At 35.9% G+C, this 26,225-nt stretch carries 27 protein-coding genes; 22 read left to right on the top strand and 5 right to left on the bottom strand.

Features of this window, described 5'->3' with window-relative positions; genetic code table 11:
• Window positions 1-5 precede the first annotated feature (5 nt).
• The 5 genes from AC3WSK_RS17585 to AC3WSK_RS17565 all read left to right on the top strand — a co-directional run bounded on the left by AC3WSK_RS17585 (window position 6) and on the right by AC3WSK_RS17565 (window position 4,243).
• Complete coding sequence (locus AC3WSK_RS17585) at window positions 6-134, top strand: HPr family phosphocarrier protein (RefSeq protein WP_492535079.1); 129 nt, start codon at window positions 6-8, stop codon at window positions 132-134.
• Window positions 131-1,840, top strand: a complete 1,710-nt coding sequence (gene ptsP, locus AC3WSK_RS17580; protein WP_492414335.1) for a phosphoenolpyruvate--protein phosphotransferase — start codon at window positions 131-133, stop codon at window positions 1,838-1,840. Before AC3WSK_RS17585 ends, ptsP begins: the two co-directional genes overlap by 4 nt.
• A 493-nt stretch (window positions 1,841-2,333) precedes the next feature.
• Window positions 2,334-3,071 carry an urease accessory protein UreH domain-containing protein gene (locus tag AC3WSK_RS17575; protein WP_492414334.1) on the top strand — a complete coding sequence of 246 codons (738 nt, stop codon included), beginning with the start codon at window positions 2,334-2,336 and terminating at the stop codon, window positions 3,069-3,071.
• Between the two features lie 221 nt (window positions 3,072-3,292).
• Complete coding sequence (locus AC3WSK_RS17570) at window positions 3,293-3,616, top strand: YnfA family protein (protein WP_079560229.1); 324 nt, start codon at window positions 3,293-3,295, stop codon at window positions 3,614-3,616.
• A gap of 213 nt (window positions 3,617-3,829) precedes the next feature.
• Complete coding sequence (locus tag AC3WSK_RS17565; protein ID WP_492414347.1) at window positions 3,830-4,243, top strand: GNAT family N-acetyltransferase; 414 nt, start codon at window positions 3,830-3,832, stop codon at window positions 4,241-4,243.
• A gap of 92 nt (window positions 4,244-4,335) precedes the next feature.
• On the opposite strand, the gene AC3WSK_RS17560 is transcribed toward AC3WSK_RS17565, so the two are convergent.
• Window positions 4,336-5,094 carry a class I SAM-dependent methyltransferase gene (locus AC3WSK_RS17560; protein ID WP_492414333.1) on the bottom strand — a complete coding sequence of 253 codons (759 nt, stop codon included), beginning with the start codon at window positions 5,092-5,094 and terminating at the stop codon, window positions 4,336-4,338.
• Window positions 5,095-5,455: 361 nt separating this feature from the next.
• Here AC3WSK_RS17560 and AC3WSK_RS17555 point away from each other — a divergent pair, with 361 nt between their 5' ends.
• Both AC3WSK_RS17555 and AC3WSK_RS17550 read left to right on the top strand, forming a co-directional pair.
• Window positions 5,456-6,406, top strand: a complete 951-nt coding sequence (locus AC3WSK_RS17555; protein WP_492414332.1) for a sensor domain-containing diguanylate cyclase — start codon at window positions 5,456-5,458, stop codon at window positions 6,404-6,406.
• Between the two features lie 383 nt (window positions 6,407-6,789).
• Window positions 6,790-7,155, top strand: a complete 366-nt coding sequence (locus AC3WSK_RS17550) for a nitrite reductase (RefSeq protein ID WP_492414331.1) — start codon at window positions 6,790-6,792, stop codon at window positions 7,153-7,155.
• A 51-nt stretch (window positions 7,156-7,206) separates the two neighbouring features.
• On the opposite strand, the gene AC3WSK_RS17545 is transcribed toward AC3WSK_RS17550, so the two are convergent.
• Complete coding sequence (locus AC3WSK_RS17545) at window positions 7,207-8,664, bottom strand: copper amine oxidase N-terminal domain-containing protein (RefSeq protein WP_492414330.1); 1,458 nt, start codon at window positions 8,662-8,664, stop codon at window positions 7,207-7,209.
• Window positions 8,665-9,065: 401 nt separating this feature from the next.
• Here AC3WSK_RS17545 and AC3WSK_RS17540 point away from each other — a divergent pair, with 401 nt between their 5' ends.
• The 8 genes from AC3WSK_RS17540 (at window position 9,066) to AC3WSK_RS17505 (ending at window position 16,522) form a co-directional block, all read left to right on the top strand.
• Complete coding sequence (locus AC3WSK_RS17540; RefSeq protein ID WP_492414329.1) at window positions 9,066-9,548, top strand: hypothetical protein; 483 nt, start codon at window positions 9,066-9,068, stop codon at window positions 9,546-9,548.
• A 6-nt stretch (window positions 9,549-9,554) separates the two neighbouring features.
• Complete coding sequence (locus tag AC3WSK_RS17535; RefSeq protein WP_492414328.1) at window positions 9,555-11,252, top strand: hypothetical protein; 1,698 nt, start codon at window positions 9,555-9,557, stop codon at window positions 11,250-11,252.
• A 17-nt stretch (window positions 11,253-11,269) separates the two neighbouring features.
• Window positions 11,270-11,464, top strand: a complete 195-nt coding sequence (locus AC3WSK_RS17530; RefSeq protein WP_492414327.1) for a hypothetical protein — start codon at window positions 11,270-11,272, stop codon at window positions 11,462-11,464.
• Window positions 11,461-12,024 carry a hypothetical protein gene (locus AC3WSK_RS17525; RefSeq protein ID WP_492414326.1) on the top strand — a complete coding sequence of 188 codons (564 nt, stop codon included), beginning with the start codon at window positions 11,461-11,463 and terminating at the stop codon, window positions 12,022-12,024. The genes AC3WSK_RS17530 and AC3WSK_RS17525 overlap by 4 nt, the downstream gene beginning before the upstream one ends.
• A complete protein-coding gene (locus AC3WSK_RS17520) occupies window positions 12,021-13,583 on the top strand; it encodes an AAA family ATPase (RefSeq protein WP_492414325.1) in 1,563 nt (520 codons plus the stop codon). Before AC3WSK_RS17525 ends, AC3WSK_RS17520 begins: the two co-directional genes overlap by 4 nt.
• 539 nt (window positions 13,584-14,122) lie before the next feature.
• Complete coding sequence (gene ytaF, locus AC3WSK_RS17515; RefSeq protein ID WP_492414324.1) at window positions 14,123-14,776, top strand: sporulation membrane protein YtaF; 654 nt, start codon at window positions 14,123-14,125, stop codon at window positions 14,774-14,776.
• 111 nt (window positions 14,777-14,887) lie between these two features.
• Window positions 14,888-15,538 carry a helix-turn-helix domain-containing protein gene (locus AC3WSK_RS17510; protein ID WP_492414323.1) on the top strand — a complete coding sequence of 217 codons (651 nt, stop codon included), beginning with the start codon at window positions 14,888-14,890 and terminating at the stop codon, window positions 15,536-15,538.
• A 27-nt stretch (window positions 15,539-15,565) separates the two neighbouring features.
• Entirely contained in the window at window positions 15,566-16,522 is a 957-nt protein-coding gene (locus AC3WSK_RS17505) for an LCP family protein (RefSeq protein WP_492414322.1), read from the top strand.
• Window positions 16,523-16,725: 203 nt separating this feature from the next.
• Here AC3WSK_RS17505 and nhaC read toward each other — a convergent pair whose 3' ends face one another.
• Together nhaC and AC3WSK_RS17495 are read right to left on the bottom strand one after the other, a co-directional pair.
• Window positions 16,726-18,108, bottom strand: coding sequence for a Na+/H+ antiporter NhaC (nhaC, locus tag AC3WSK_RS17500; protein WP_492414321.1), 1,383 nt, complete (start codon window positions 18,106-18,108; stop codon window positions 16,726-16,728).
• 116 nt (window positions 18,109-18,224) lie between these two features.
• Complete coding sequence (locus AC3WSK_RS17495; RefSeq protein WP_492414320.1) at window positions 18,225-18,992, bottom strand: sulfite exporter TauE/SafE family protein; 768 nt, start codon at window positions 18,990-18,992, stop codon at window positions 18,225-18,227.
• 411 nt (window positions 18,993-19,403) lie between these two features.
• On the opposite strand from AC3WSK_RS17495, the gene AC3WSK_RS17490 reads away from it, so the two are divergent.
• From AC3WSK_RS17490 to AC3WSK_RS17460, 7 genes are all read left to right on the top strand, one after another.
• A complete protein-coding gene (locus AC3WSK_RS17490) occupies window positions 19,404-20,024 on the top strand; it encodes a DUF47 domain-containing protein (protein ID WP_079560238.1) in 621 nt (206 codons plus the stop codon).
• A gap of 15 nt (window positions 20,025-20,039) precedes the next feature.
• Entirely contained in the window at window positions 20,040-21,056 is a 1,017-nt protein-coding gene (locus tag AC3WSK_RS17485; protein ID WP_079560239.1) for an inorganic phosphate transporter, read from the top strand.
• A 261-nt stretch (window positions 21,057-21,317) separates the two neighbouring features.
• Window positions 21,318-22,016 carry a response regulator transcription factor gene (locus AC3WSK_RS17480; RefSeq protein WP_079560240.1) on the top strand — a complete coding sequence of 233 codons (699 nt, stop codon included), beginning with the start codon at window positions 21,318-21,320 and terminating at the stop codon, window positions 22,014-22,016.
• The gene (locus tag AC3WSK_RS17475) at window positions 22,013-23,458 is read left to right on the top strand and encodes a HAMP domain-containing sensor histidine kinase (protein WP_079560241.1); all 1,446 of its coding nucleotides are present in this window, start codon (window positions 22,013-22,015) and stop codon (window positions 23,456-23,458) included. The genes AC3WSK_RS17480 and AC3WSK_RS17475 overlap by 4 nt, the downstream gene beginning before the upstream one ends.
• A complete protein-coding gene (locus AC3WSK_RS17470; protein WP_492414319.1) occupies window positions 23,458-24,528 on the top strand; it encodes a LolA family protein in 1,071 nt (356 codons plus the stop codon). Before AC3WSK_RS17475 ends, AC3WSK_RS17470 begins: the two co-directional genes overlap by 1 nt.
• An 11-nt stretch (window positions 24,529-24,539) precedes the next feature.
• A complete protein-coding gene (locus tag AC3WSK_RS17465; protein WP_079560242.1) occupies window positions 24,540-24,761 on the top strand; it encodes a hypothetical protein in 222 nt (73 codons plus the stop codon).
• 106 nt (window positions 24,762-24,867) lie between these two features.
• Window positions 24,868-25,815, top strand: coding sequence for an MBL fold metallo-hydrolase (locus AC3WSK_RS17460; RefSeq protein WP_427483910.1), 948 nt, complete (start codon window positions 24,868-24,870; stop codon window positions 25,813-25,815).
• 28 nt (window positions 25,816-25,843) lie between these two features.
• On the opposite strand, the gene AC3WSK_RS17455 is transcribed toward AC3WSK_RS17460, so the two are convergent.
• Window positions 25,844-26,173 (bottom strand): YrdB family protein, encoded by a 330-nt coding sequence (locus AC3WSK_RS17455; protein WP_079560244.1) that lies wholly within the window; start codon window positions 26,171-26,173, stop codon window positions 25,844-25,846.
• Window positions 26,174-26,225: the final 52 nt, after the last annotated feature.

Here is a 26,225-nt window from a genome sequence, read left to right as displayed (position 1 = left end):
AATCGATTTTAGGCGTTATGGGATTAGCTCTAAAACAAGGTTCAATGTTTACATTACACGTAGAGGGGGAGGATGAAGAACAAGCGTTTACTGCATTAACAAAATTAATTTCAGAAACGGGGCTAGCACAATGATCCGACTCAAAGGTATTGCCGCATCTGACGGCATTGCCATTGCAAAAGCATATTGTTTAGTACAACCGGATTTATCGTTTGCGAAAACAACTATTCAGGATATTGATGCAGAGCAGCAACGCTTAGTGGCCGCGCTTGAAAAATCAGCAGAAGAGTTAGCCGCTATTCAACAGCTAACGCAAGAAAAGTTAGGGGCGGAGGAAGCTGCCATTTTCGGTGCACATCTACTTGTCGTAAAAGATCCAGAATTAATTGGACCGATCAAACAAAAAATTGCCGAAGAAGCTGTCAATGCTGAATATGCATTGAATGAAGTTTCGACGATGTTTGTATCATTATTTGAAGGTATGGATAACGAATATATGAGTGAGCGTGCTGCAGATATTAAAGACGTGTCAAACCGCGTTTTAGCGCATCTACTCGGTGTACATATTCCAAATCCAAGCAATATTAATGAACAGGTGATTGTTGTAGCAACTGATTTAACACCTTCTGAGACTGCACAATTGGACCGTAATTTTGTACTTGGCTTTACAACGGATATTGGTGGTCGTACTTCACACTCTGCCATTATGGCACGTTCACTAGAAATTCCTGCCGTTGTAGGGACAGGTACAGCAGTTGAGTCCATTCAAGATGGAGATTTATTAATCGTGGATGGTTTAACAGGCGATGTACTTGTGAACCCAACAGAAGATGTAGTTGCCTCCTATAGAAAAAAAGCAGAAGACTTTACTGCTCAACAAGCAGAGTGGGCGACATTATTAAACGAAAAAACGATTTCCAAAGACGGTGTTCAAGTTGAACTAGCTGCGAACATTGGGTCACCAAATGATTTAGAAGGCGTTCTACGTCACGGTGGTGAAGGAATCGGTTTATATCGTACAGAGTTTTTATATATGGGACGAGACAATTTACCTTCTGAGGAAGAACAATTTATGGCCTATAAAACGGTATTAGAAGGAATGGAAGGTAAAGCGGTTGTCATCCGAACACTCGATATTGGTGGAGATAAAAATTTACCATATTTACCGCTTCAAGAAGAAATGAATCCGTTTCTCGGTCATCGCGCGATTCGTCTATGTTTAGAGTATCAAGACATTTTCCGTACACAATTGCGTGCATTACTACGGGCATCCAATTACGGTAACTTAAAAATTATGTTCCCTATGATTGCGACATTGCAAGAATTCCGTGACGCGAAAGCGATTCTTTTAGAAGAAAAGGAAAACCTACTTGCACAAGGCGTAACGGTAAGTGAGATTGAAATTGGCATTATGGTTGAAATTCCATCAACAGCAGTGATGGCAGATATTTTTGCGAAAGAAGTAGACTTCTTCTCGATTGGTACAAATGATTTAATCCAATATACGATGGCAGCGGATCGTATGAATGAAAAAGTATCTTATTTATATCAACCGTACAATCCTGCTATTCTACGTTTGATTAAAATGGTCATTGATGCTGCTCACAAAGAAAATAAATGGGCTGGTATGTGTGGTGAAATGGCAGGGGATGAATATGCTGTACCACTATTACTTGGTTTAGGTCTAGATGAATTTTCAATGAGTGCAACATCCATTTTAAAAACACGTACCTTAATTAAACATTTATCCGTAGCGGATATGCGAGTATTAGCAACAGAAGCATTACAATTAACAACATCTGATGAAATATTAGCTAGAGTGAAGCAAGCTGTTCATTAATTGAAAATAATAAGTAGTTGAAGATCATGAAAGAGGGTGATCTTTAACTGCTTTTTTATTTAGGACCATTCTTGCTAATGATTTGTTTAGGAAAGGATTTAGGACGTAAATACATTTCGATATCAAAGAGTGTACTAAGGCAGATTCTCATTAGCAATTGCTTCATAGTTATTCGTTAATGGAATGTTCCCATATTGTTTCGAAAACGAAATATGTAACAGCGGATATAGAGGCGTTTTTATCGGTTTGTCATACGATCTACAAACGGTTAGCAAATTAGAATTAATTATATTGAACTTTTACGTTAATCTGCATCATTTATTCACATTTACTTTCTATACTAGGGGAATATCGGAATTCATAACTAGTTTAAGAAGAGTGGGAAAAATGAAAGCAGGGAAAATAAATTTTTGAGTTTAATAGTAACGAAAGATGAATGGCTAAATTGGAAGTAACTTGCTAATGCGGGTAAGTTACAAAAGAAGGTGAATGTATGTATAGTTTAATATCGAAAATAAGTCAAATAATCAGTGAACCTATAACAGTATTTTTAAACGCCTATGAACATTCCCCATTCATTATAGCAATTCTTCTCGGATTAGTAGGCGCTTTAGCACCTTGTCAATTAACGGGGAATATGAGTGCTATCACTTTTTATGGAAATCGATCTTTGCAAATGAAAAACAATTGGCAGGAAATTGTTTTTTTTATATTAGGGAAAGTCGTTGTTTTTAGTTTAATAGGTTTATTCGCCTGGCTATTCGGTCAGTCCTTTGAAACGGAGATGACAAAGTATTTTCCAATTTTTCGTCAAGCTATTGGTCCAATCATGCTAATAACAGGGCTCGTCCTAATTGGAGTTTTAAAATTAAAATTTTTAAATCGAATCCCTACTTATATTCCTGCTGTTTTAAAAGAGGGAAAATTGGGCTCCTTTCTGATGGGGGCTAGTTTTTCCATTGCATTTTGCCCTACGATGTTTGTACTATTTTTCGTATGGTTAATGCCTACTGTTGTAACCTCTTCATATGGGGTAGTTTTGCCGGCCGTTTTTGGAATTGCAACCTCTGTGCCACTTCTAGTGATGCTGGGGCTAATCCATTTATTTGACGCAAAAAGGTCTATTATGCGTACAAGCATGAAAATGGGGAGAGTGATTCAAGTCGTAGCGGGGATTATTCTTATTCTAATCGGCCTAACGGATACAATTACTTACTGGGGGTTGTATTAAAGTGGAAGAAAGTAAAAAGAAGAGAAGTAAAGTAAAAATAAAATAGCGATATGTACTTACAATATTTCGCATTTCTCCCGTTAAAATAAACAACCTTTTGCTTTTGGTTGCACAGGAGAAAAGCGAATTTTTTTGATTTCGTTAATGGGAAAGTGCTTTTATGTATAATAGAGCAGACAATGCAAATTTTCTTATAAATATGAATAGAAAGAGTGAAAAAAATGATAGGTGCAACATTATTATTTATCCTTGCAGGTATTGGGGAAATTGGAGGCGGCTATTTAATATGGCTTTGGTTAAGAGAAGGTAAACCATTTTACTGGGGCGTTTTAGGCGGAATTGCGTTAGCTTTATATGGAGTAGTCGCTACTTTTCAATCCTTTCCAACCTTTGGGAGGGTCTATGCTGCCTATGGAGGTGTCTTTATTGTCCTTTCCATTTTGTGGGGCTGGGGAATAGACGGAGAAAAACCAGACATATTAGATTGGGTTGGAGCTGGTATTTGTTTGATTGGTGTGATGGTGATTTTATTACCTCGTTCTTGATAGATTGTTAAAGTGATTAAAGTAGAACATTAAGCTAAAAAAGGCCAATTTTTCATTAATTTAGTGTAAAAATCAAATTAGAGGATTTTTAGAATTTGAATCGAATATTTGTAGTAATGCCGAAAAAGTATGGGGGTTGCAATTTTGCTACTTTATTATTGATGTGTATCATCTACCTAAAAAAATTTAAAATAATTTAGGAGTTGATATATGATGATATACAAAAATTCTATTGATGGAATTTCGGATGAGATGTTGAACGGCTTTTTTGTGGATTGGCCGAATCCACCAAATCCCCAAACTCACTTAAAGTTGCTAAAAAATAGTAGTAAAGTAGTTATTGCTTTAGACGATCATGCGAACCAAGTAGTTGGATTTATTACAGCGATTAGCGATGGGGTTCTATCCGCTTATATTCCGTTTCTTGAAGTTTTGCCGGATTATAAAGGAAAAGGTATTGGCAAGGAATTAGTCAATCAAATGTTAAAGGAACTTGATCATATTTATATGGTTGATTTGTGTTGTGACAATGACTTAGTTCCTTATTATGAAGAGTTTGGCATGATCAAATCAAACGGTATGCTTGTTAGGAATTACGAAATGCAATCGGGAATTTCAAACAAATAAATAGTTAGAAAAACGCTTGGATATATTCCAAGCGTTTTTTCGTGCTTAATTATTCGTCAATGCTTTCTACGATTTCATGTGTGAGATGATTGTTATTTTTTTATAGCAACAAAACGTAATCTGCAATAATCAGCAACCCATTGATGATTCTGATAAAGCATTGGCTTTAATAATTGTTCGCATTTTGCATAAATGTGTTCTTTTTCAGTTTCCGATAAATGCTGGAGCATATTAGTGCTGAACATTACTAACCAATTTCGTAGCCCATCCTCGCCCTGAAGCGGTGTTGGACGTTCATATAGTGAAATCATGTCAACTGTAAATCCAGCACCTTCCAACTTCGATTGATATTCTTCTACAGTTGGAAAATACCACGGGAAATATTCCTCAATATAAGGAAGGTTATATTCTTCCATACTTTTTTGAAGCGCCCAAACAATAGAAGCAATATTACCGTGTCCACCCATTTCAGCGATGAAGCGACCACCTTGTTTAAGTGCACTGTGAATGTTTTTGATGACCGCATCCGGATGCTTCATCCAATGTAATGCAGCGTTTGAAAAGGCAGCATCGAATTGATTGGTTATATGAAGTGCTGTAGCATCCATTGTGTGAAACGTAATGGATGGATATTTTTGCTGTGCAGCAATAATCATATCGTGGGAGGCATCTATCCCTTGAACATGGGCGCCATGAGTAGCAATTTCATGGGCTAAGTCACCAGTGCCACAGCCGACATCTAAAACTCTTTCATTTATTTGTGGAGCCAGCAAATCAACTAAGCTTCCTCCAAATTTTGAAACAAAGTCATGTTTTTGATCATATAAATTCGCATTCCATTTTTGTGTCATTTCCCTCATCTCCTTTGTTTGAGCATAACAGAGAGTTTAATTGTACAGAAATGCGTAAAATGATTAGTTTTGATTCCACATTGGAATATAGGGGGACCGGTTTAATAGTTTCGGTAGACCGTATCATAAGTAAGTGCGGTAAAAATGAAAGTCCTAAAGTATTGATTTACCTGTGCAGCTACTCAATTAAGTCATTTTTTTATTATATTATATGGAAGAATTGTATAAATAATATATAAGCATTTTGTTATAGGTAAAATGAAGGTATAATTTACTTTATGTTGAAAAAAATTGGAAAATAGATTCGGTTGTAATTTTCGGGAAAATGAATTTTCACAATTTAAATGAGGGTGGTTTTTTTATGTGGATTTTTTTTGGGGGGATAATAATAGGACTTTTACTACTATGTATACGCCTACATTATCAAAAATTTAAGCTTCAACAAAAAGTAGAGTTATTAGAACCACTGGTGGAATCGGTTGAAAATATACGTGATATTTTATATTACTGTGAGACGGTTCCTAAGTTGAAATATCTATATTTAAGTCCTACTGTTAATAATCTCCTTGGTCCAAATGCATTAAGAGATCATGTACAGGATCCTGATAAAATTTTCGAAATAATCCATCCAGATGATTATGAGATCTTAGTAAAGAAAATAGTAGGGACACTTAATTTTAACCAGCCTATTACGGTACGCTTAAGAAATCATCTAGGGGAATACATTTGGTCTGAAGAATATGCTACGCCTGTTTATAAGGACGGCAAGTTTGTAGCTATACAAGGTTTATTTAGAAATATTAATGATAAAATCGTATTACAACAGCAATTAGAGTACAAATCTACTCATGACGCCTTAACAAATTTGTATAATCGTGATTATTTTCAAGTAAAGATGGCTCATTTTAACGAACGCAACGACCCGATTACAGTAGTCCTAGCAGATTTAGATGAGCTGAAATGGGTTAATGACGAATATGGTCATCAAATGGGAGATAAATTAGTTTGTGAAACAGCAGCTTGTTTGGAAGCTTATGCAGATAATGACATGCTTATAGCAAGAATCGGTGGTGATGAATTCTCTATTCTTATTCCAAATAAAAGCGTTTTACAAGTCGAGCAATATTTAAAAAATGTTGAGATGAAAATGCAAAGAGACTATAAAGATTTGCCGTTCTCATCGATTAAAATATCTATCGGATATGAATATAGCAATTCCTCTTACGGCGTTATGGAGCAGTTGTTTAGCCAAGCAGATGCGAAGATGTATAAAAATAAGAAGAAAAGAAAATTATTAAAGGAAAAGGTTTAGTCTGTTATGTTGACGCAGTAAACCGCACTATAAGGAAGTGCACTTATGAAAAGAGAGCTTGGGACATAATAAAAAGTCATCATTTTTCGAAAGTGAAAATGGTGACTTTTTGCTATTGAAGGAATTGTTTTTCGTTCTAGGTACGCTTTGAGGGGGTGTTCCTGAATCTGTATTCTCAAGTGTATCATTGTTTCACTAGGGGCCTAACCTGGACTTCTGTAAATTTAGTAACTATCAAATTTTTATAAAAAAGTTCCAGACGGGGAAAGAAAGGTAAGATTTTTATGCTATAATTTCATAGCGGACTTTTAGTTCGTCAGTACATATTCAATAGTTCGAAGCAATGCAACCTAGTAATAAAAATAGATGGAGATTCACTTATAATGAAAAGGTTCTTACTAAAATGGTTAGGATTAGCAGCTATTTACTCAATAGGTGTAGCAATTAGTCTATTAACTTCAACAAATGTTTTTATGCCTGACACAGGCTTAGACTCCCGAAAAATTGAGCGCAATATAAAGAAATTAAGGTTATCTTTATGGTTCAATGATTTATATGAAGATGACCGGCATCATAGTAGCTTCTTTATCAATATACATGTTAGAAAGTATTTAGAAAGCTCTATTCGTGTTTATCTACTAAAGAGTAGCGAAAAAGAACAGAAAAAATTTATTCAACTATTAGAGAAAGTCGCTCAAGAACGAGAGAAAAATAAAGTTAAAAAAACTGCCAGAATCCGTATCAAATAAATCTCTAGTAAACAAAGTAAGCTCCTTGTTTACTAGAGATTTTTATTGTAATTATTTTATTAAAATGCTCTTGTTTTTAGCGTTCCATAGTACAGTTTTACCAAGTTCTTCACTTACAAAGCGAAGTGGTACAAATGTCGTGCCTTTTATGACTTCAGGTTTTACTTGAAGTCTCTTATAACTGCCGTTAACAGTTACATAATAGCTATCTGTATTTAATACAATTTTTGTACCGTTTAATTGTACAGTAATATCATTAGTTTTAGAATTCCAGTTAACTTTTGCACCAAGCTCTTCACTTACAAAGCGTAAAGGAACTAATGTTGTTTCTTCTTTAGTGAAAGGGGCAACAGCAAGTGTTTTACTTTTACCATTAATATAGGCTGTTTTACTATTTAAATATAATAAAATCTCATTACTTTTTGTTATTGAATTTGGATAACCAGCAGTTAAAGTATACGTTCCTGAAGAGTATTGATCACCCCAAGAGTCACTGTAAACTTTGATATAGTATGTACCGGCTGCTAAATATTTTGAATAAGACTGTGAGTAGCTACTACCCAAATATTTTTTATTTGCATCATAGATTTCAAAACGTGCTGGCGCTGAAGTATTGGATAACGAGATGTTAATATTTCCTTCTTTATTTGCCGTAATTGAATAAAAATCAATATCATTGCTATTTGAAATTTGAGATGTGATTGGAACATTTGATTTGATAGGGAAAGCATTTTCACGCGTATCATTAGGTTCAAATGTTGATGGATTGTGCTCTTTAGAATTTGTAGAATAAGTCGCAATTAAATCATACGTACCAGAAGAGTATTGACTACCCCAACCGTATTCATAAACTTTAATATAATATGTTCCAGCTTTTAAAGATTCGAAAAGAGATAAGTTATAGCTAGAAATTAATTTTTTATTACTATCATATAAATTAAATCTGATTGGTGCAGATGTATTTGCTAAATAAATATTAACATCACCATTGTCTACAGTCGTACTAAATTTATAGAAATCTGCATCATATTCATTCGAAATTAAAGAAGAAATCTTTTTTCCTGACTGAATAGGGAAAGCATTTTCACGCGTATCATTAGGTTCAAAAGTAGTTGAATCATGAGTTACTTTTCCACTACTATACGTCGCTTTAATTTCATAAGAACCACTAGAATAGCTATCACCCCAGTAGGAACCATAAACTTCAATATAGTATGTACCAGCTTTTAAAGATTCGAAATAAGATGAGTTAGAACTACTAATTGATTTTTTATTACTATCATATAGAGTAAATTTGATTGGCGCAGTTGTGTTTGCTAAATAAATATTAATATCGCTGTTATCTTGCGTAGTATTAATTTGATACCACTGTGATTCTTTTGAAGATGTTAGTGTGTTTGAATGTGTGTTGCCAGATTCTAAATAAATCGTATCTGATGCATGACTTGTTGAAGCGAATCCAATCATAGCAAACATCACAAGAAATAAACTTAAAATATGTTTTTTCAATAGTGACACTCCTTTAAAATAATATTGTATTATTATACAAATAAATAACTATAAAATCAATAAAAGGATAAATTCGCTAGTATTAAAGGATTATATCTTTAAGTTTAAAATACTAAGTAGCTGATGAAAATTAATTTTCACTTTATAAAATTAATATATATTTTAATTTTAAGTAAATTATTGATGAATAAGGTCTTTTTATTTCATCTTTATTTCTTTATTTTTAGTTAAATACGGATTAATTAATGTGAATAAATATATATCCCCCCCATAAAATCAAAGAAATGTAAAAAATGGTTCATTTTCATTTTTTTATATAGTAAAATCTACATATTGTTAAAGTAATAAAAGAGTATCGTTTTTAATTTTCGTAACAATGAGATTTTGGAAGGAGTAAAGTAATGAGGCGTCCGATTATTAATATGAATGTAGACAAGAAAGTAAATGTTACGGTGTCTCCTAAACAGGTTTCTCGTACAACGTTTGAATTAACTGGAATGGCACTTGACAAGCGTTTACGTCAAAAACGATCTCAAGCTTATGTTGAGTGTGTTGCCAAACTTGATGCTTGCGGAGTAACAAGTAGCCAAGCCAAAATAAATGATTTAATACAAGCAATTCAAAATGAATTCCCTGATTTAACTCCTTATCAATACCCAATTGGTATCATTGCCAAGTGTTACTTAGGGGAGCCTTATGAGGTCCATATACTAGATGTTAAATTGGATATTGTGGAGCATTATAAAAAAGGAGAAATGCTTCCATCACAAATGGATAGAGGTAGGGGAATAGCCCTCCATCCAAACTATGTCTTTATTGAAGTATATAACGATACGCTACGTGCCATAACCGCAAATGGCGATGTATCTGTAATTCAGGGGTGATAAATAGTGTCAGAACGTATAATACATGCAGCAGATCTAAGTACAATTGAAAATAACCTTCGAACATCAGCAAACAATATGGATCATGTTTCCAACCAAGTGGAATCTGTTAATTATGAAGTGCAGGATACAAAGGCTAATTTAGAAGCACTGATTAATGAGTTTCATGAATATGTTCGGAAAGATACGTTTGAGAAAAATGTTCATCTTGCTGAAACACGAATTGTAAAAGTACGACAAGAAATTGAGACAAACTTCGGTTATTACGGAGAAGTTCGCCGTCGTGTTACGGGTATTCTTCAAGCTGTTGATGTCAGTCTAGTTAAAAAAGAAACGATCGAAAATTCAACGGAAGAGCATATGCTGGCTGCACCACGCTATTGGCTGGCACCATGCTTAATCGCTCTTTCTGCGTGGTTGAATGACAACAAAGAATTAGCTGATAAAGCAATGCTAGAAGCTTTGCGCCGTGATGATGAAAAATCCTCATTATTCTTCGCATTGGTAACACGCCGTGGGGCAAGATATAAAGCAAGTAAAGATTGGCTTGATCGCTATTTAGGATTGCAAGACCCTCATAATTTAGAAAGAGAGATTGTAATACTAATAGATGGGTTTACAAATGGCATATTTGGACCTGATGCGCGAATTAAATCAGGTAAACAAATAGAGGCTTGGATTGAAGAGTTATCGCAAAAGGTTGGTTTTGTTGAAGAACAACATCAGCAATGGAAAGTCGCTCTTGAATCAAAAGTTCAAAAATTAAATGAAAATCAATACCCTAATTTAAAAAAATACAGTCCTACATGGACGAAGTTGGAAAATAGTTTACGAGGAGCAAAGCTTCATACTACTATTTATAACTATTTTACTACTATTTTTTCAAAGGAAATCACACCAGCAAAAAATATTGGTTACGCCGTGGATGCTTTACTAGACACACTTGTTTCAAGATTTGATGATGAGGAATTGCCGCTACGAAAAGACGAGCGATTGTTATCGTTAATTATCGAACAAGATGGTGAAAAAGATCGTGCACAACAGTTGTTTGATAATGAAAAGACTTTAGAGGAACGCGTGTCCTTCACACAACTGTTAACAAATTTTGCAATGCATCCTGAAGTTTCTAACGCTTCTTTGGCAACGCAAAAACTTTCTATCGCATTGTCTAAAGAATGGATAAAATATTCTCATGATGATATCACTGCAGAAAATCGAGCGGGTGTTCCGATCGATATCGAAGTAACGATCGATCAGTGGAAAGGAATAACAAGGGACGGATCGAATGAACAGGAATTAGTACAATCCCTTGAAAATCACATTGAACAACGTGAACAGAACGCAATGAAACAAGTGAAATTAACGGCAAAACATTGGGCATCTTTAGTTGGCGGAGTTGTATCTACATTTATAGGCTTTGGTGCTCCGATTTTATTCATTGTGGCCCTATTCTGTTTTGGTTATTTCTATATAGGAAACAAAAACCTTAAACAGAGAAAAGATCAAGTTGCAGCTGAATTTGCGAACTTATTCGAGTTTTGTAGCCAAGAATTACGTGCAACATTAGCTGAGACTGTTGATTGGAGAAAAGAGTACACAAAAGAAGATGAAAATTCAAAACTAGTGACGGATTTGTTAGATTCTATTTCTCCAGAGCAATATACATTCTCTAGTCATGATGCAGCTCGAGCTGTCATTAACTAAGGGGGAGAGATAACAAGATGAATCAAAATGAAAATCAACCAAATGTATTAAATCGTGTTAAATCAAATGAAAAAGCTCAAAATTCTTTTCAACGAATGTTACAGGAAGTTGAAAAAGAGACGATTAATTCTGCACTTGCTACTCAATTTCCGGAGTGGGATTTAAATCCCCCAACAAAGCTTGTTAAAAGAAGGAGTACGAAATTGTTATGATGAAGCCTGTTACTTATGCAGAATGGGTTGAATGCTTTGAACAGTTGAAAACAGGGACGAATGACGAAGAAATCATATTGAAAATGGAGCAAGGAACCATTGAATGGAGTAAAGGTGTTGCGGAACGTTTGACACAGCACCTTTTCGATACGATTGAAAGTAGGCTAAAACGAACATCAGATTTGCTTCAAAAGGAATTAGATGGAAGCTATGGTAATGAGACGATGATCGTGAAAGCAATTCTATCAGCTCGAAAAAGGCTCGCTTTATTAAAGAGAGTTGCCGATTTACCAGCATTCCCAGACAATGTTAGAGAAACAATGTTGAAAGTTCTCTCGGATTATGCAGAAAAAACGCAAGAATCATTGGAGAAGAGTGCTTTTAGTGATAGAACAGGTCGTTTGAGAAGCCTATTTCGTAATAATAATCTCACTCAATTCGCTAAAGTGGAAAATGTATTTGGCAATTCTGTAAGTATGTCTAACGAGATGAACAGAGACGCTGAAAATCCACAAGTGCGAGGAGTGAAATCTAGTAAAAGAAGGGTTATTTTACCATGAATGATTTAAAAAGTTGTTTAAATACATTAGAGCGATATTTAAAAGCGAGGATTCCGTTTATTTCCATAAGAACTTCTGAGCGTGCTCGAGCATTAGAGGTTGCTGGAGAAATTGCCCATAAATTAAATATTACTGTGTTCTATCATACGATTTCTCAAGGAACTAGGGATATTTTGTCGAACCGTTTAGTGAATGATGACAGATCGGTGATGGGTGGACTGGATTTTGCTAATCAAAAAATCGGACAACAACAAAATATCACGATGATTTTTACGGAAGTTCAAGATATTGAAGACGATACGCCGACAGCAAGACAATTCCAAGATTTAGCGATGATGGCTACTGAAACTGGTGGCAGTATTATTGTTATTACAAATAAACCGATATGGGGACCGTTACAGCGACACGGTATGTCGATTACGTTAGCTCCACCAAATGAAGATGAGATGTTAACGATTATTCAGGGACAAATTTCTCCTTATCGAGGGGAAATTCCGATTGAGTGGGGACCAGAGGAAGAAAAAAAAGCGGCCGCAATTTTAGCGGGTATTAGTCAAATCGAAGCTGAGAATGTTATTGCAACACAATTGGCGAATGGCTCTATTCGTAATGATGATTTAAAGGAGTTAATGCATGCGAAGGATCGAATTTTTGCAGACATTTCCGGAATTGAAAGAGTGAAAGTTAGGGAAGATTATGAAATTGGCGGTTTAGAAGGGATGAAACGATGGCTCGAAGTAAATGAGAAGTTGCTAACGGCTGACTTACGTGATAGAGGCATTCGACCACCCCGCGGTATACTACTAGTTGGCGTACCAGGCTGTGGAAAGTCATTATCAGCTAAAGCAATTGCATCTCAATGGAATTTGCCATTATATCGATTAGATCTCTCTACTATTCACGGACAATATTTAGGACAAAGTGAAGCTAGGCTAAAGGAAGCTTTAGCTACAGCCGATCATGTAGCACCGTGTGTGTTGTGGATTGATGAGATTGAAAAAGGTTTAGCCGGCGCTACAGGTGGCGGAGACGGTGGTACTTCTACACGAATGGTCGGACAATTTTTATATTGGCTACAGGAAAGTTTAGCGCGAGTATTTGTAGTCGCAACCGCAAATGATGTATCAAAGTTACCACCTGAACTTTTGCGTCGTGGTCGTTTCGATGAGTTATTCTTTGTTGATCTTCCGACACAAAAGGAAAGAGAAGAAATCATAAAGATTTATATTAGTAAAGGACTAAAACGCGAAGTAAACCTTATTCTTTTAGAAAAGCTAGTTCATTTATCAGACGGTTTTGCGGGAGCCGATATCGAAGCCGCTGTACGAGATGTTGTAAAACAAGCTGTGGTTAATGGGGATGAATCCATAACAGACCAGACATTTATTAGCTTTTTTGAAAATGTTGTACCTCTTTCCCAAACGAGTCCAGAACAGATTGACCAAATCCGAACATGGGGGCGTGAAAGAGCCGTACCAGCTGGTAAACCTTTTGAAGACGCACCGATTGATGGTGAACATTATGCAAGAAGAAAAGGGCCAAGAAGTGTTATAGTATAAAATAACCAAATAAAGTATCATAAATTTTTTTATTAGTAGTACAAACCAAGATCGTGGTTTGTACTATTTTTTTCGTAGAAGTGAGGGGAGAGCTTCAGGGCACTAGAATCCGAAATTCCTTCATACAGTACTAAGATTGATTAAAATTGAAACTTCAGAAAAAGCTTCATATGATTGGCGCCATTGCGAGTATACATAAGTTTTTGAAAGTAGTATGTCATCTTCTTTAACCCAATTTATCAAATGAATAAGAAAGAACAGCTCCCAACCGTTTATAAATGGTAATTTCATAATATCCAATCCGACCTTGCGAACAAATGAATATTTCGTTAGGTCTTTTTGGCGTGCGTAAATTTGTTTGCTTTTGAGGGGTACGCGTCCAAAGCAAACAAAATCAATTCTTCGTATAAAAAGATCACCTGCATGTCATGGTATTTTTCAATGTTTTAATAAGTACTTTATATTGTGCTACTAAGGACTCATTGTTTTTTTGTCAACGTTTTTCGAATAAATACGCACCATTTGTCAACATGAATAATATGAATAAGGGATGTGGTACGGTGACTTGGTTAATCATTTTGGCTTTTACTTTTTCATCCAGTATTGATAATTTGGGTGTCGGACTTTCTTACGGGATTCGAAAGATAAATGTTAGATTTAATAAAAATATTTTAATCTCGGTCATTTGTTTTCTTATGAGTATGGCAGGCATTACATTTGGTGTATGGCTGTCAAAAATTCTTCCCGGTATGCTGCCTGTGGTCATCGGAGCGTTGTTATTATTTATCATCGGAATTCGTATTATCCTTTTAGCTAAACCACGGAAACAAGAGACTTCAATAGTGGATTGTAACAATGAAATGCAGTCCAATAATGTTCAAGATATTTTAAAAAATCCTGAGGAAGCACATTTCAATAAGTCTGGAGAAATTGGATGGGGAGAAGCTATACTTCTCGGCATTGCCTTAGCGGCAAATGCACTTACGAACGGGGTAGGTGCAGGTTTACTTGGTCTTTCGCCGCTTGTCATCTCCATACTTGCTGCAATTGGGAGTTTTATTACTGTTTGGTTAGGTGTCAAGTTAGGGAGTAAAGTAGCGGATGTTCGGATCGGTTCATTTACTGTAGGGCAATTTGGAACAATTATTAGTGGAGTAATGTTGATAATAATTGCTTTTGCTGCTTTCTTCTAATTTGTGTGTTGACAAAATGTCAACGTAATTATACACTTCTTGAGAATGATATTTTCATATTAAGCGACTGCGTGAAGTCATGTTAGTCATTGTAAGAAGGGGGAATCAAAAATGGCTGAGCAGAGAAACAGTATTACTCTTGGTGTATTGCTGAGAGAATTATTAAAAGAACGTTCATTATCTATGCGGAAGTTTAGTGAACTCACTGGAATCGATACAGCTACGATTTCACGGATAATAAATGGAAAGAGAAAAGCGACCCCACAACATTTAGAAAAATTTGCTGACTGCCTTGGCGTTCCGTTAATCAATCTTTTTGAAGCAGCGGGATACGCTATAGAACAGAGACAAGAAGAGTCAGATTCAGATTCAGATATGCATACGTCTGTTGACGCAATACAGGCTCTACTTAAATCTTCAAATGTTTATGATGATGAATTTTCGGTAGCACATGTTGAACAGAAACTAGAAAGCTATGGATTATATGCGCAAACAGAAGAAGGTAAAAGTTCGATTCATAAGGATTTTGATGAAAAAATTAAGAGTGTAGGTAGCATAGGTCCGTTTATAAGCAAATTAAAAGAGTTATATGAGAAATTCTCATTAGGAAAGGGCACAATTTTTGAACTAACTGTAATTGGAAGTACATTATTATATTTTATTATTCCAGTAGATGTTATACCTGATTATCTATTTGCTGTTGGTTATTTAGACGATGCCATAGCTGTACAACTTACTTCAAAGGCATTACTAAAAATATAATTTAGAGTTAATGATAGGTGGATATGGATGAAAAAAAGCAAAAAGAGCCGTAAATGGCTAAGAAATTTGTTCTTAGCATTCGCATTAGTAATCGTAGCAGGGCTTATTTATTCGGTTTATCAATACAAGAGTGGATTGGCTATGGCAGACGATAGTCGTATTAAAGATAACGAAAAGGCGTATGACCCATTTGAAGGTGCAGATGTGCAATTTGGTCAGATTAATGTGCTATTACTGGGAAGTGACGCTAGGGACGAGGATGGTAGATCGGATTCGTTAATGATTGCACACTATGACCAAACGACGAATGATGTAAAACTTATTTCTATCATGAGAGATACGTATGTTGACATCCCAGGGCACGGAATGAATAAAATAAATTCTGCTTTTGCCTTTGGAGGTCCTGAACTTGTAAGGAAAACAATTAAGCAAAATTTTGATATTGATGTTAATTACTACGCTATCGCGGATTTTAAAGGATTCCCCAAAATTATTGACCTTTTAGCACCGGATGGAATTGAAGTTGATATTCCATATGAAATGTCCTATGGAATTGGTATGACCTTACATCCTGGAAAACAAACTTTACATGGTGACGGGTTATTAGGCTATGTACGATTCCGCCACGACCGTTTAAGTGATTTTGGACGAGTGGAACGCCAGCAAGAGGTTTTGACAAAGGTGAAAGAACAAATCGGTGTTTCAAGCTTAATGAATTTGCCAAAATTATTTGGTGTTGCAGATTCATATTTTGATACAAATGTTGATAATAAAACAATCCTTACCATTGGAAAAGGGATTGTAAATGGAAAATCTAGTATGGACACTTTACGAATTCCAGTTGCAAATTCTTATGAAGATAAACGTACGAATGTAGGAGATGTTTTAGATATTAACTTAGATAAGAACAAACAGGCGTTAGAGGAGTTTTTATCATCGAAGGACAGTGAAAAAATGGCTAAGACAGACGAAATTTCATCTTAAGTGAAAAGGTATCGAGTTAGCAACACAATAAAATTAGAGTATGTTTTGAACAGTTTTCAAAGCATACTCTTTTTGTTTCTATAATTAGATATCACTGCATTATCAAGATAAGTTACTACATATTCCAATCTGCTACTAGCGAATTTATTTCATTTCATGCTATAGAAAAGGTAGCTGACGATTTCATTCATCAGCTACCAATCTTATTTTTCAAGCTTTGTTAATGTTTTACCGCTCCAACCAAATAGGATCGTCAAAATTGGTCCGAGTAGACAGAAGAAGGTAAATGGCAAGTAAGATGTTGTTGGTATATCTAGTACACTAGCAATAAAAATACCACAAACACTCCACGGAACAAGAGGATTGACTACTGTCCCTGCGTCCTCCATAACTCGGGAAAGATTTTTAGGGGCAAGTCCAACTTTTGCAAACTGTGCTTTAAAAGCTTCACCCGTTAGTAGGATAGATAAATATTGCTCACCAATTAATGTGTTCACACCGATCCCAGTAATGGCAGCACCCGTAATAACAGAGCCAGCGCTCTTAAAGAAGCTCTCGACCTTCGCTAAAATACTTTGAATAATGCCGAGCGTAAATAATAGTCCGCCCATTGTTAATGCTAATAAGACTAAGGCAATTGTAAATAGCATACTGTTCATACCACCACGAGACAGTAGTGCATCTACATCTTTATATCCTGTAGTAGATACATAGCCTTCAAAAAGGATTTTAAAGACATTCGATAAGGCAATCGGTTCTTGTATGTAGGCAAGTCCGACACCAAGAATGGAGACCACTGCGAGTGTGATAAGCGCAGGTGCTTTATAAAAAGTCATAATAACGAGAACAACAATTGGTAATAATGTATACCAATGAATAAGTCCAGTTGACAGTAAGCCCTCTTTAAATAGCTCAACTGTTTCAAATGAAGTATTTCCATCTGTTGGCGAAATGATGGCATAAAGGATGAATGAGATCAAGAAAGCTGGAATCGTTGTCCAACCCATATTTTTAATATGCTCGAAAAGATCTACACCAACTGTACCAGATGCAAGATTTGTTGTATCCGATAGGGGAGACATTTTATCCCCAAAGAAAGCTCCGGAAACAATCGCACCAGCCGTTATAGCTAAAGAGATATCCATTGCACCAGCAATCCCCATAAAAGCAACGCCCACTGTCGCAACAGTCGTTAAAGAACTCCCAACTGAAACACCGACGATACTACAAATTAAAAATACGATGGCAAAGAAAAAGCTTGGTGAAACAGTTAAAAAGCCATAGTAGATAAGTGTTGGAATTGTACCACCCATAATCCAACTAGAAATTAAAATACCGATAAAGAAGAAAATAAAAACTGCCCCAAGTCCAGCACTTGCACCAGCAATCATACCAGTTTCAAGCTCACGGAACGGAACTTTTTTTAGTAATCCATATGCAATTAAAAGTGACATGACAAGAAAAATAGGTATATGGGGTGTCGCCTTTAAATACCCAATACTGTATGCCATCACGGCAATAATTAAAAGTATAATAAAGCTTGCCTCGATAAATCGAGGGTTACTCTTTGCTTCAATTCGAAACATGCTAATCCTCCTAACAGTTACTTCTTCACTTCAATGCGTTGAAGCCCAAAAGTATTATAGCATGCAGAAACATTTTGTCAATGATATCAGTATTGTTTTTCCTTTTAGTAGCGACTTTAATGGCTACTGAAATAATCCCAAGTATTTTTGATAATTAAAATACAGGTCATGATGATAAAAATAGTACGCATCATTTTTGTCCCGCGTTTCAGCGCAAATTTTGAACCTAGTATGGCACCGAAAATCATGACAAAGCCCATCGGTAGGCCATATAAAAAATTCACTTTTCCTAAAAGTAAAAACATAGCAAGCGCTGCTAAGTTTGAGGTGAAGTTAAAAGCTTTTGCATTACCCGCAGCTTGCAAAAAATCATTGCCCATCATTAATAAAATGAAAATAAAAAAAGAACCAGTACCAGGTCCGAAGAAACCATCATAAAAGCCAACAGCAGCAAAAGCGCCGACAAAGATGATTTTCTTCCTAGTACTTAAAATCCGCTCTTCAGGTTGTTGTCCCCAATCTTTCTTAAAAACCGTATAAGAGGTAACAAGGACGAGCATAACAAGCATTAGAGGCTTTAAAATAGCAGGTGATACAAGATGCACAGTATAGGCACCAATGAATGAACCAATAAAAATAAAAGGTATTATTTTTCGATTCTTTTTTACATCGACCTTGCCAGCTCGTAAAAAAGTTAACATGCTAGTCCCGTTACTAATTGTATTGGCGAGTTTGTTTGTGGCAATCGCTGTACTTGGTGGTAAACCAACCGCCATAAGCGCAGGTAATGAAATTAACCCTCCGCCACCGACAATCGCATTTAAAAAGGATGCGATAAAGCCGAGTACTAAAAGTATTGTAAGTGATAGTAAATCGATGTCCATATGTATATACTCACAACCTTCTTTCACGCATATTGTGTAAGTTACACTTTTCTTATAACAGTACTGCGAATTGTAATAAATGGCAATGGAGTTTTTCATTTCTAATGTAAATTTCGTTTACAATTCCTTAACATTAATAAAGATGAAAAAAATAGGAAGGAAAAAAGTTTTTCAAGTATTTTTATAAAAATAAAAGAAATAATGGGTATATTTAAAGAAAAAACGTTCATTTTTGTTATCGAGTTTCCAACGTTTTCAACTTGGAAAAGTACCTAGAAATAATTGTGGCAAATTTTATATTACATTTTTGTAAATTCAACTCGTTTATGTTTAAAAATATGTAGAAGTATGTGAAAGTTTTGTTATGATGATTGCAGAAATCGACAATATTCATTCAACAGGAGGAACATGATGTTCAACTCAAACAAGCAAGATCCATTTTTTAAAGCATTATTAAATATTTCTAAAAATGTCAAAGAAGGTATTTATTATGCTCACAATGCGCGTATTCAAGATATAGATGCACTAAAAGAAATCGCAGACACAATGAAGGACTATGAAACAAGTGGAGATAAATTAATTCACGAACTTATTGTGATGTTAAATAAGTCATTTATGACACCAATTGAGCGTGAGGATATTTTAGCACTTGCCAATAAATTAGATGATGTTATTGATGGAATGGAAGGCTGTATTGCTCATTTTGATATGTATAATTTAACAGAAGTGACAGAGCCGATGCGTCAATTCTTAACTTATATTGCGAAAAGCACAGACGAAATGGTCCAAGCAATGGAGCTATTAAATAGTAAAAAGCTTGTTGAAATGCGTAAACATGCTATTCAAATTAAGGACTATGAGCGTGAATGTGATGAAATTTTCCGTTCTTCGATGAAGCAATTATTTATTCAAGAAAAGGATCCAATGCGCATCATGGTGTTTAAAAGTATTTACGAACAATTTGAAGATATAGCTGACAGCTGTCAAACAGTAGCAAATACAATTGAAACAATAATTATGCGTAACGCGTAAGATGGAGAGTACTAAATGGATACGATATTACTGATAACAATATTAGTCGTTATATTTGCACTTGTATTCGACTTTATTAACGGCTTCCATGATACAGCCAACGCGATCGCAACTTCTGTATCAACAAGGGCATTGAAGCCACGTACAGCAGTATATATGGCTGCGGTTATGAACTTCATTGGAGCTATTACATTCGTTGGGGTAGCGAAAGCATTAACAAAGGATATTGTTGACCCGTTCAGCTTAAATTCTTATATTGGGGATACTACAGGTTCTGTCGTTATTTTAGCGGCATTATTTTCAGCGATTACATGGAACTTAGTAACGTGGTACTTTGGAATTCCGTCTAGTTCATCGCATACATTGATTGGTTCTGTGGCAGGTGCTGCCATTGCAGCGGCAGGCTTCAATATATTGAACTATAGTGGCTTTATAAAAATCCTTCAGGCACTTATTTTCTCACCATTACTTGCGTTTGCAGGTGGTTTCTTAATGATGTCTTTATTCAAAGTATTATTTAAGGATATGAATTTATATCGAACGAATAAAGGATTCCGGACATTGCAAATTGGTACAGCTGCTTTACAATCATTTACTCACGGTACAAACGATGCGCAAAAAGCGATGGGGATTATTACGCTAGCTTTAATTGCAGGAGGCTTGCACCATACAGACGATATTCCTTTCTGGGTACGTTTTGCAGCAGCATGTGCGATGGGTCTTGGTACTTCTGTAGGTGGTTATAAAATCATCAAAACAGTCGGTGGTAAGATCATGAAAATCCGTCCAGTAAACGGTGTTGCGGCAGACCTTGCTTCTGCATCCATCATTTTCGGTGCGACATTAATTCACTTGCCAGTATCTACAACACATGTTATTTCTTCATCTATTATGGGTGTAGGTACAGCACATCGTGTAAAAGGTGTTAAATGGGGCATGGCACGAAAAATCATAACAACATGGGTAATCACGATGCCTATTTCCGCAGTCATGGCTGCAGCTATTTACTATATCTTAAGTTTATTTTTCTAACATAATGAGGGAATGCACGCAATTTGTGCATTCCTTTTTTTATTTGTTTTATTGGATAGGATTGATGGATTGATTCAAAGGTGAAGCGAAGGATTCCAACTAGAGCGGGGGAAAGAAATGCAGGCGACGGATAGACCGAGCTGAGCGACGGATAAAAAACGAGAAGTGACGGAAAGCCAGATCTATGGTAATTATAAAGAAAGTATAAAGTTCAGAAAAAATGTCTTTTTACATAGTAAGGTTAGTGCAGGAGGAAGTCAGATGAAAGAAAAGCTATTAGTGATTGAGGATGATACGGCGATTGGACGTATTGTGAAGGAAACGCTTGAGCAAGAAGGTTACCAAATTACTTGGGCAACAACAGGACTCGAAGGGCTAGCTGATTTTCAAGCTGATACATTTGATTTAGTGTTAGTCGATTGGATGTTGCCGGAGATGGACGGTCTTACTGTTTGTCAAAATATTCGTTGGGAAAGTGATGTACCTATTTTAATGATGAGTGCGCGTAAGGAAGAGGCAGATAAGGTTGAGGGCTTGCAGGGCGCTGATGATTATATTGCGAAACCGTTTAGCTTAGAGGAGTTAAAGGCACGTGTCGCCTCACACTTACGTCGTTGGAAACGTTATACGAAAAAAGAAATAACAGAAGATGTTACATCCTTTGCACAAGGCTTAAAAATGGATTGGCAAAAGGAATCAGTGCGCCTTCATGATAAAGAGCTTACCTTAACACAGAAGGAATTTGCGCTGTTAAAACTACTTGCGAAAAATCCAAACCAAACTTTTTCAAAAGAAGAATTATATCAGCATATTTGGCAACAAGCGAGCGTAGATGAAACACATACAGTCACAGTACATATAAAGGCGCTACGAGAAAAGTTAAAGGACCCAGTCAAAACCCCGTATTATATACAAACAGTTTGGGGCAAGGGCTACCGCTTCATTGGTGAACCGCTATGAAAATAAAAACTTGGTTACTCATCACTTTTTTCATCGTGATGGTGTTACCGATAACAGGTGCTTATAGCCTTTATGTGTGGATTAATGCCTATTATCAAGATAAAAACGTTGCAGAGTATTTCGAAAAAATGACAGAGCTTAATCAGGTGAAATCCATTCTTGAAGATCCTGCGCATTATAAAAAAAATGCGGATATACAAGAGATTGAAGGATTATCGAATGATCAACTCGCCATTACACTTTACACAAAATCAGGCATTCTTTTGTATTCCTCAAATCCATTGAAATCGGACTATGAATCTAGGGATACTATTTTAAAAGGTTTATATGAACTAAAGCAAAATTACAATGCCTTTACGTATAAAGAACCTGTTTATCAAGATGCGGAATTGCTTGGGGTATATGAAATTCAATTAATTCGGACGGATTGGGTAAAGGGTGTAGAAAGTCGTTCTTGGCTTGTAATAGCCAGCACTATACTATTATTCCTCCTTATTTATTTTGCAGTTATGATGCTGCTTAATCGTAAATTAAATCGACCGTTACATGAACTAATGAGGCAAATGCGTGCTTTTGCAAAAGGGGAGCATGTGGAATCGAATTTAGAAGCAAGAAAAGATGAAATCGGGGAACTTGCTCAAACCTTTCTGGCCATGCAGGACGAAATTGAAGCCGCACGAGCGCATTTAAAAGTTGAACAACAGCAAAAGGAGCTAATGATTGCGAGTATTTCCCATGATTTGAAAACGCCACTTACAGCTATTCAAGCGTATGCCGAGTCTTTACAAAGCAAGGCGCTATCAGAAGAACAACAAGATGAGTACCGACAAATTATATTAACAAAGTCCGAAACGATGAAGCAGATGTTAGAGGATTTACTAATGTTCACTATACTGCGATCCACAAGCTATCATTTAGAACTTGTTGCAGTAGATGGGGCCGAGTTTTTTGAAATGGCATTGTCTGATTATGAGCAGCTATGCAAGGATCGAGGATTTATGCTTGAAGTCACTTGTGACATAGAAGGTATGTATGCAGTCCATCCGAAGCAACTTCAACGGGTGATCGACAATTTAATGAGCAATGCTTGGCGCTATGGAGCTTTAGGTACAACGATAGGCTTAGCAGCCGTGAATGCTGGAGAGTGTCCAATATGGTGCTTTGATTTTGTACGGGCAGCCCAAAGAAAGCAAGACGGTATGTATATCATCTTGCAAAATAACGGGCAAGGTGTAAAAAAAGAGGATATTGAGAAGTTATTTGAGCCCATGTACCAAGCAGATTCAGCACGAACAAAGGCTGGGGAGCGCGGCACTGGACTAGGATTAAATATAGCAAAACAAATTATAGAAAAGCATGGTGGGACAGTCGAGCTGGTATCAAAAGAAGACTATGGAACAGCTGTACTTTGCTGGTTGCCACCATTTAAAGGAGAGAATTGATGATGGATTGGAAAAAATCATTACGTGCAGCAGGTTTAGTTGCCGCGCTAACATTTAGCTTAGTAGGATGTAATACGGAGGGGGCATATTCACCACAGGAAATTATTGACCAAGCATTACAGGAAACGAAAGAACCACTTACTTATTACGCAGAATACAAGATGGATATGGATGAGGCTGGTGGAAAAGCTCAAGTTAAGGAGTGGACTAAAGATGGTAAACGACGTGTTGAGATAACAGCTGAAAATGGTGAGCATGTCATCACAGTCAATAATGGCTCACAAGTCACTTTATATGATGTTGTAAAAAACACTGTTCATAAAATGGATATAGATGAAGGTGGTCCGGTTTTATTTCAATCACCAAGAGATCAGGCAGAAGCATTATTTAATTTAGTAAAGGATACACATGACGTGAAAATGGGAGGGGAGGAGAAGGTTGCTGGAAGAGATACGTATAAAATTGTAGCGAAAGCCAAAAAAGACGATACTTTAGTAGGTGATATTGAAGTATGGATTGATAAAAAAACTTGGGTGACGTTAAAAACTATAACGAATAGTGCTGGAAATAAAATAACATCAGAGTATATGAAACTAGACGACAGTGCAAAAATTGATGATGCACAATTTACAATTGATATTCCAAAGGATGCAAAAGTCGAGGAAATTAGCGGGCATGAATCTGAGTCGGTAACAATCGATACAGTGAAAGGAGAGCTTGGTGAATTTTTAATGGTGCCAGAAGAAAATGGTTTAATTTTGGAGGATATTTCATTAGATAAAGGGATAGAAGGACGTTCAGAATATACTTTTAATTATACAAAGAACAGTCAGAAAGAAATTTCAGTAACAGTTTTTAAAGCAAGTGGTAATGCACCTGAGGTTGATCCTACTTTAGGTGAAAAAGAAATAGACATCCGAGGTCAAAAAGGGACTGCCATGGACGAGAAAAAATTCCGTTATATTGGCTGGCAGGAAAATGGTTATCAATATGGCATTATGAATGAAAACCCTGAGCGAACAATCGAAGACCTTAAAGCCTATGCAGAACAAATGATCATCGGTAAATGAGGTGAATTGAAATGAAAAGAAATGAATTTATTAAATGTCTTGCGTTGTTTTTATTTAGCACAGTTTTTTTATACGGTGTAGGTGAAACATACGGTGTTCCGTGGCTGCAATTTCATTTCTTAGGACAATTCAATGATGAAGGTTTTTATTTCAGTTTTGGCTCTCTAATCCCTATACTTGGTGGCTTACTAATAGTTGCTCTATATGAAACGAAAATTAAACGCCTCATCTAATATTTAGGAAAATCCACTTTGAAAAAGAGTGGATTTTCTTTTATATCTTGATTTATTTACAAGTATAAATGCTATAATATGTAAAAACTTCAAAGGGGAACTATGAATGGGACGGGAGATTATAGAAACAAACTATTTTACTTTGCATCATTTATGTGACGGTGTTTATGCTGCGGTTGCTAAACCAGGTCAAGGTGCTTGGAGTAATGCGGGAATCATTGATTTAGGTGACGAACTTCTAGTTTTTGATTCGCTAAGTACTCCTTCAGCGGGGGAAGAGTTAAGACGCCAAGCTGAAAGTTTAACCGGTAAGAAAGTAAAGTATTTGATTAACAGTCACTATCACGGGGATCACGTTTTTGGGAATCAAGTATTTTCGGATACAACAATTATTTCTACATATGTAACGGAGAAATTGTTCAAAGAAAAGAATAAGATTGAAGACTACGAGAAGGAAAAGCAGGATATGAATCAATACCTGCTTCAGCTAAAAAGTAAAATTGATTCAACAGAGGACATCATTATTAAAAAGAGTTTAATCAACCAATATCAAGAAATGTCGAAGGTTTTGGATGATTTATCTCAATTACAAATTGTGTTACCATCCATGTTGTTTGAAGAAAAACTGACTATCACAGGTTCCGATAAAACTGTGGAATTATACTGTTTAGGTGGGGGACATTCACCGAGTGATACATTTATGTACTTACCTAAAGAAAAAATAGCTTTTATGGGGGATTTAGTGACAGAAGATTTACATGTCCCGATCTATAACCCAGAAGAATTTTTGAACATATTAAAGCAAGTTAAACAAATCGATATCAATATAATTGTTCCTGGTCATGGTAATGTTGCAGATTTGACTGTATGCGATACGTTAATTGATTATTTATCTTATATGACTCAACAAGCAAAAGAGGCCCTTCAACAAAAGTTGTCACTGGAAGATTTTATTTCTGAATTTGATGTACCTAAAACGTTTAGGGAGTGGAAGGGCGTAAACGGTATTAAAGCTAACCTTACAACGGTATACACATACCTTCAAAAAAGCTGAAAATCCACTTTTGAAAAAGTGGATTTTTTTAGCGTTGATGAAATACGGACAATAAAATCTGATTAATGATGATTAGTATAGCAAATACATAAGCTAATTTTGTTTGACCTGTTGCATATAGTGCTATGACGGCTAGCGAGAATATTACAAATTCAAACATAAAATGCGAAATCCCACTCAATGGAAATGTTGCTTTGGGAGAACCAAACATACTCCATAGAACTACAAACAAAGCGGGTGCTCCAACCCCAAGTAAGAGCTTGAAGAATATGCCTTTCCCAGTTTGTATACCCCAATATCCATAAGCCATTAACACGCAAATTTCTAATAGAAAGCGAAGAACTAAATTCAACACCATATGATCCCTCCGAAAAATAGTTTTTTAAAAGGGTAAACATAATCGCTGATAA

Source organism: Lysinibacillus sp. EB271-A1-10B (assembly GCF_058791335.1).
The sequence above is the reverse complement of the archived record's forward strand: the minus strand, read 5'-3'. Positions and strand labels throughout refer to the sequence as shown.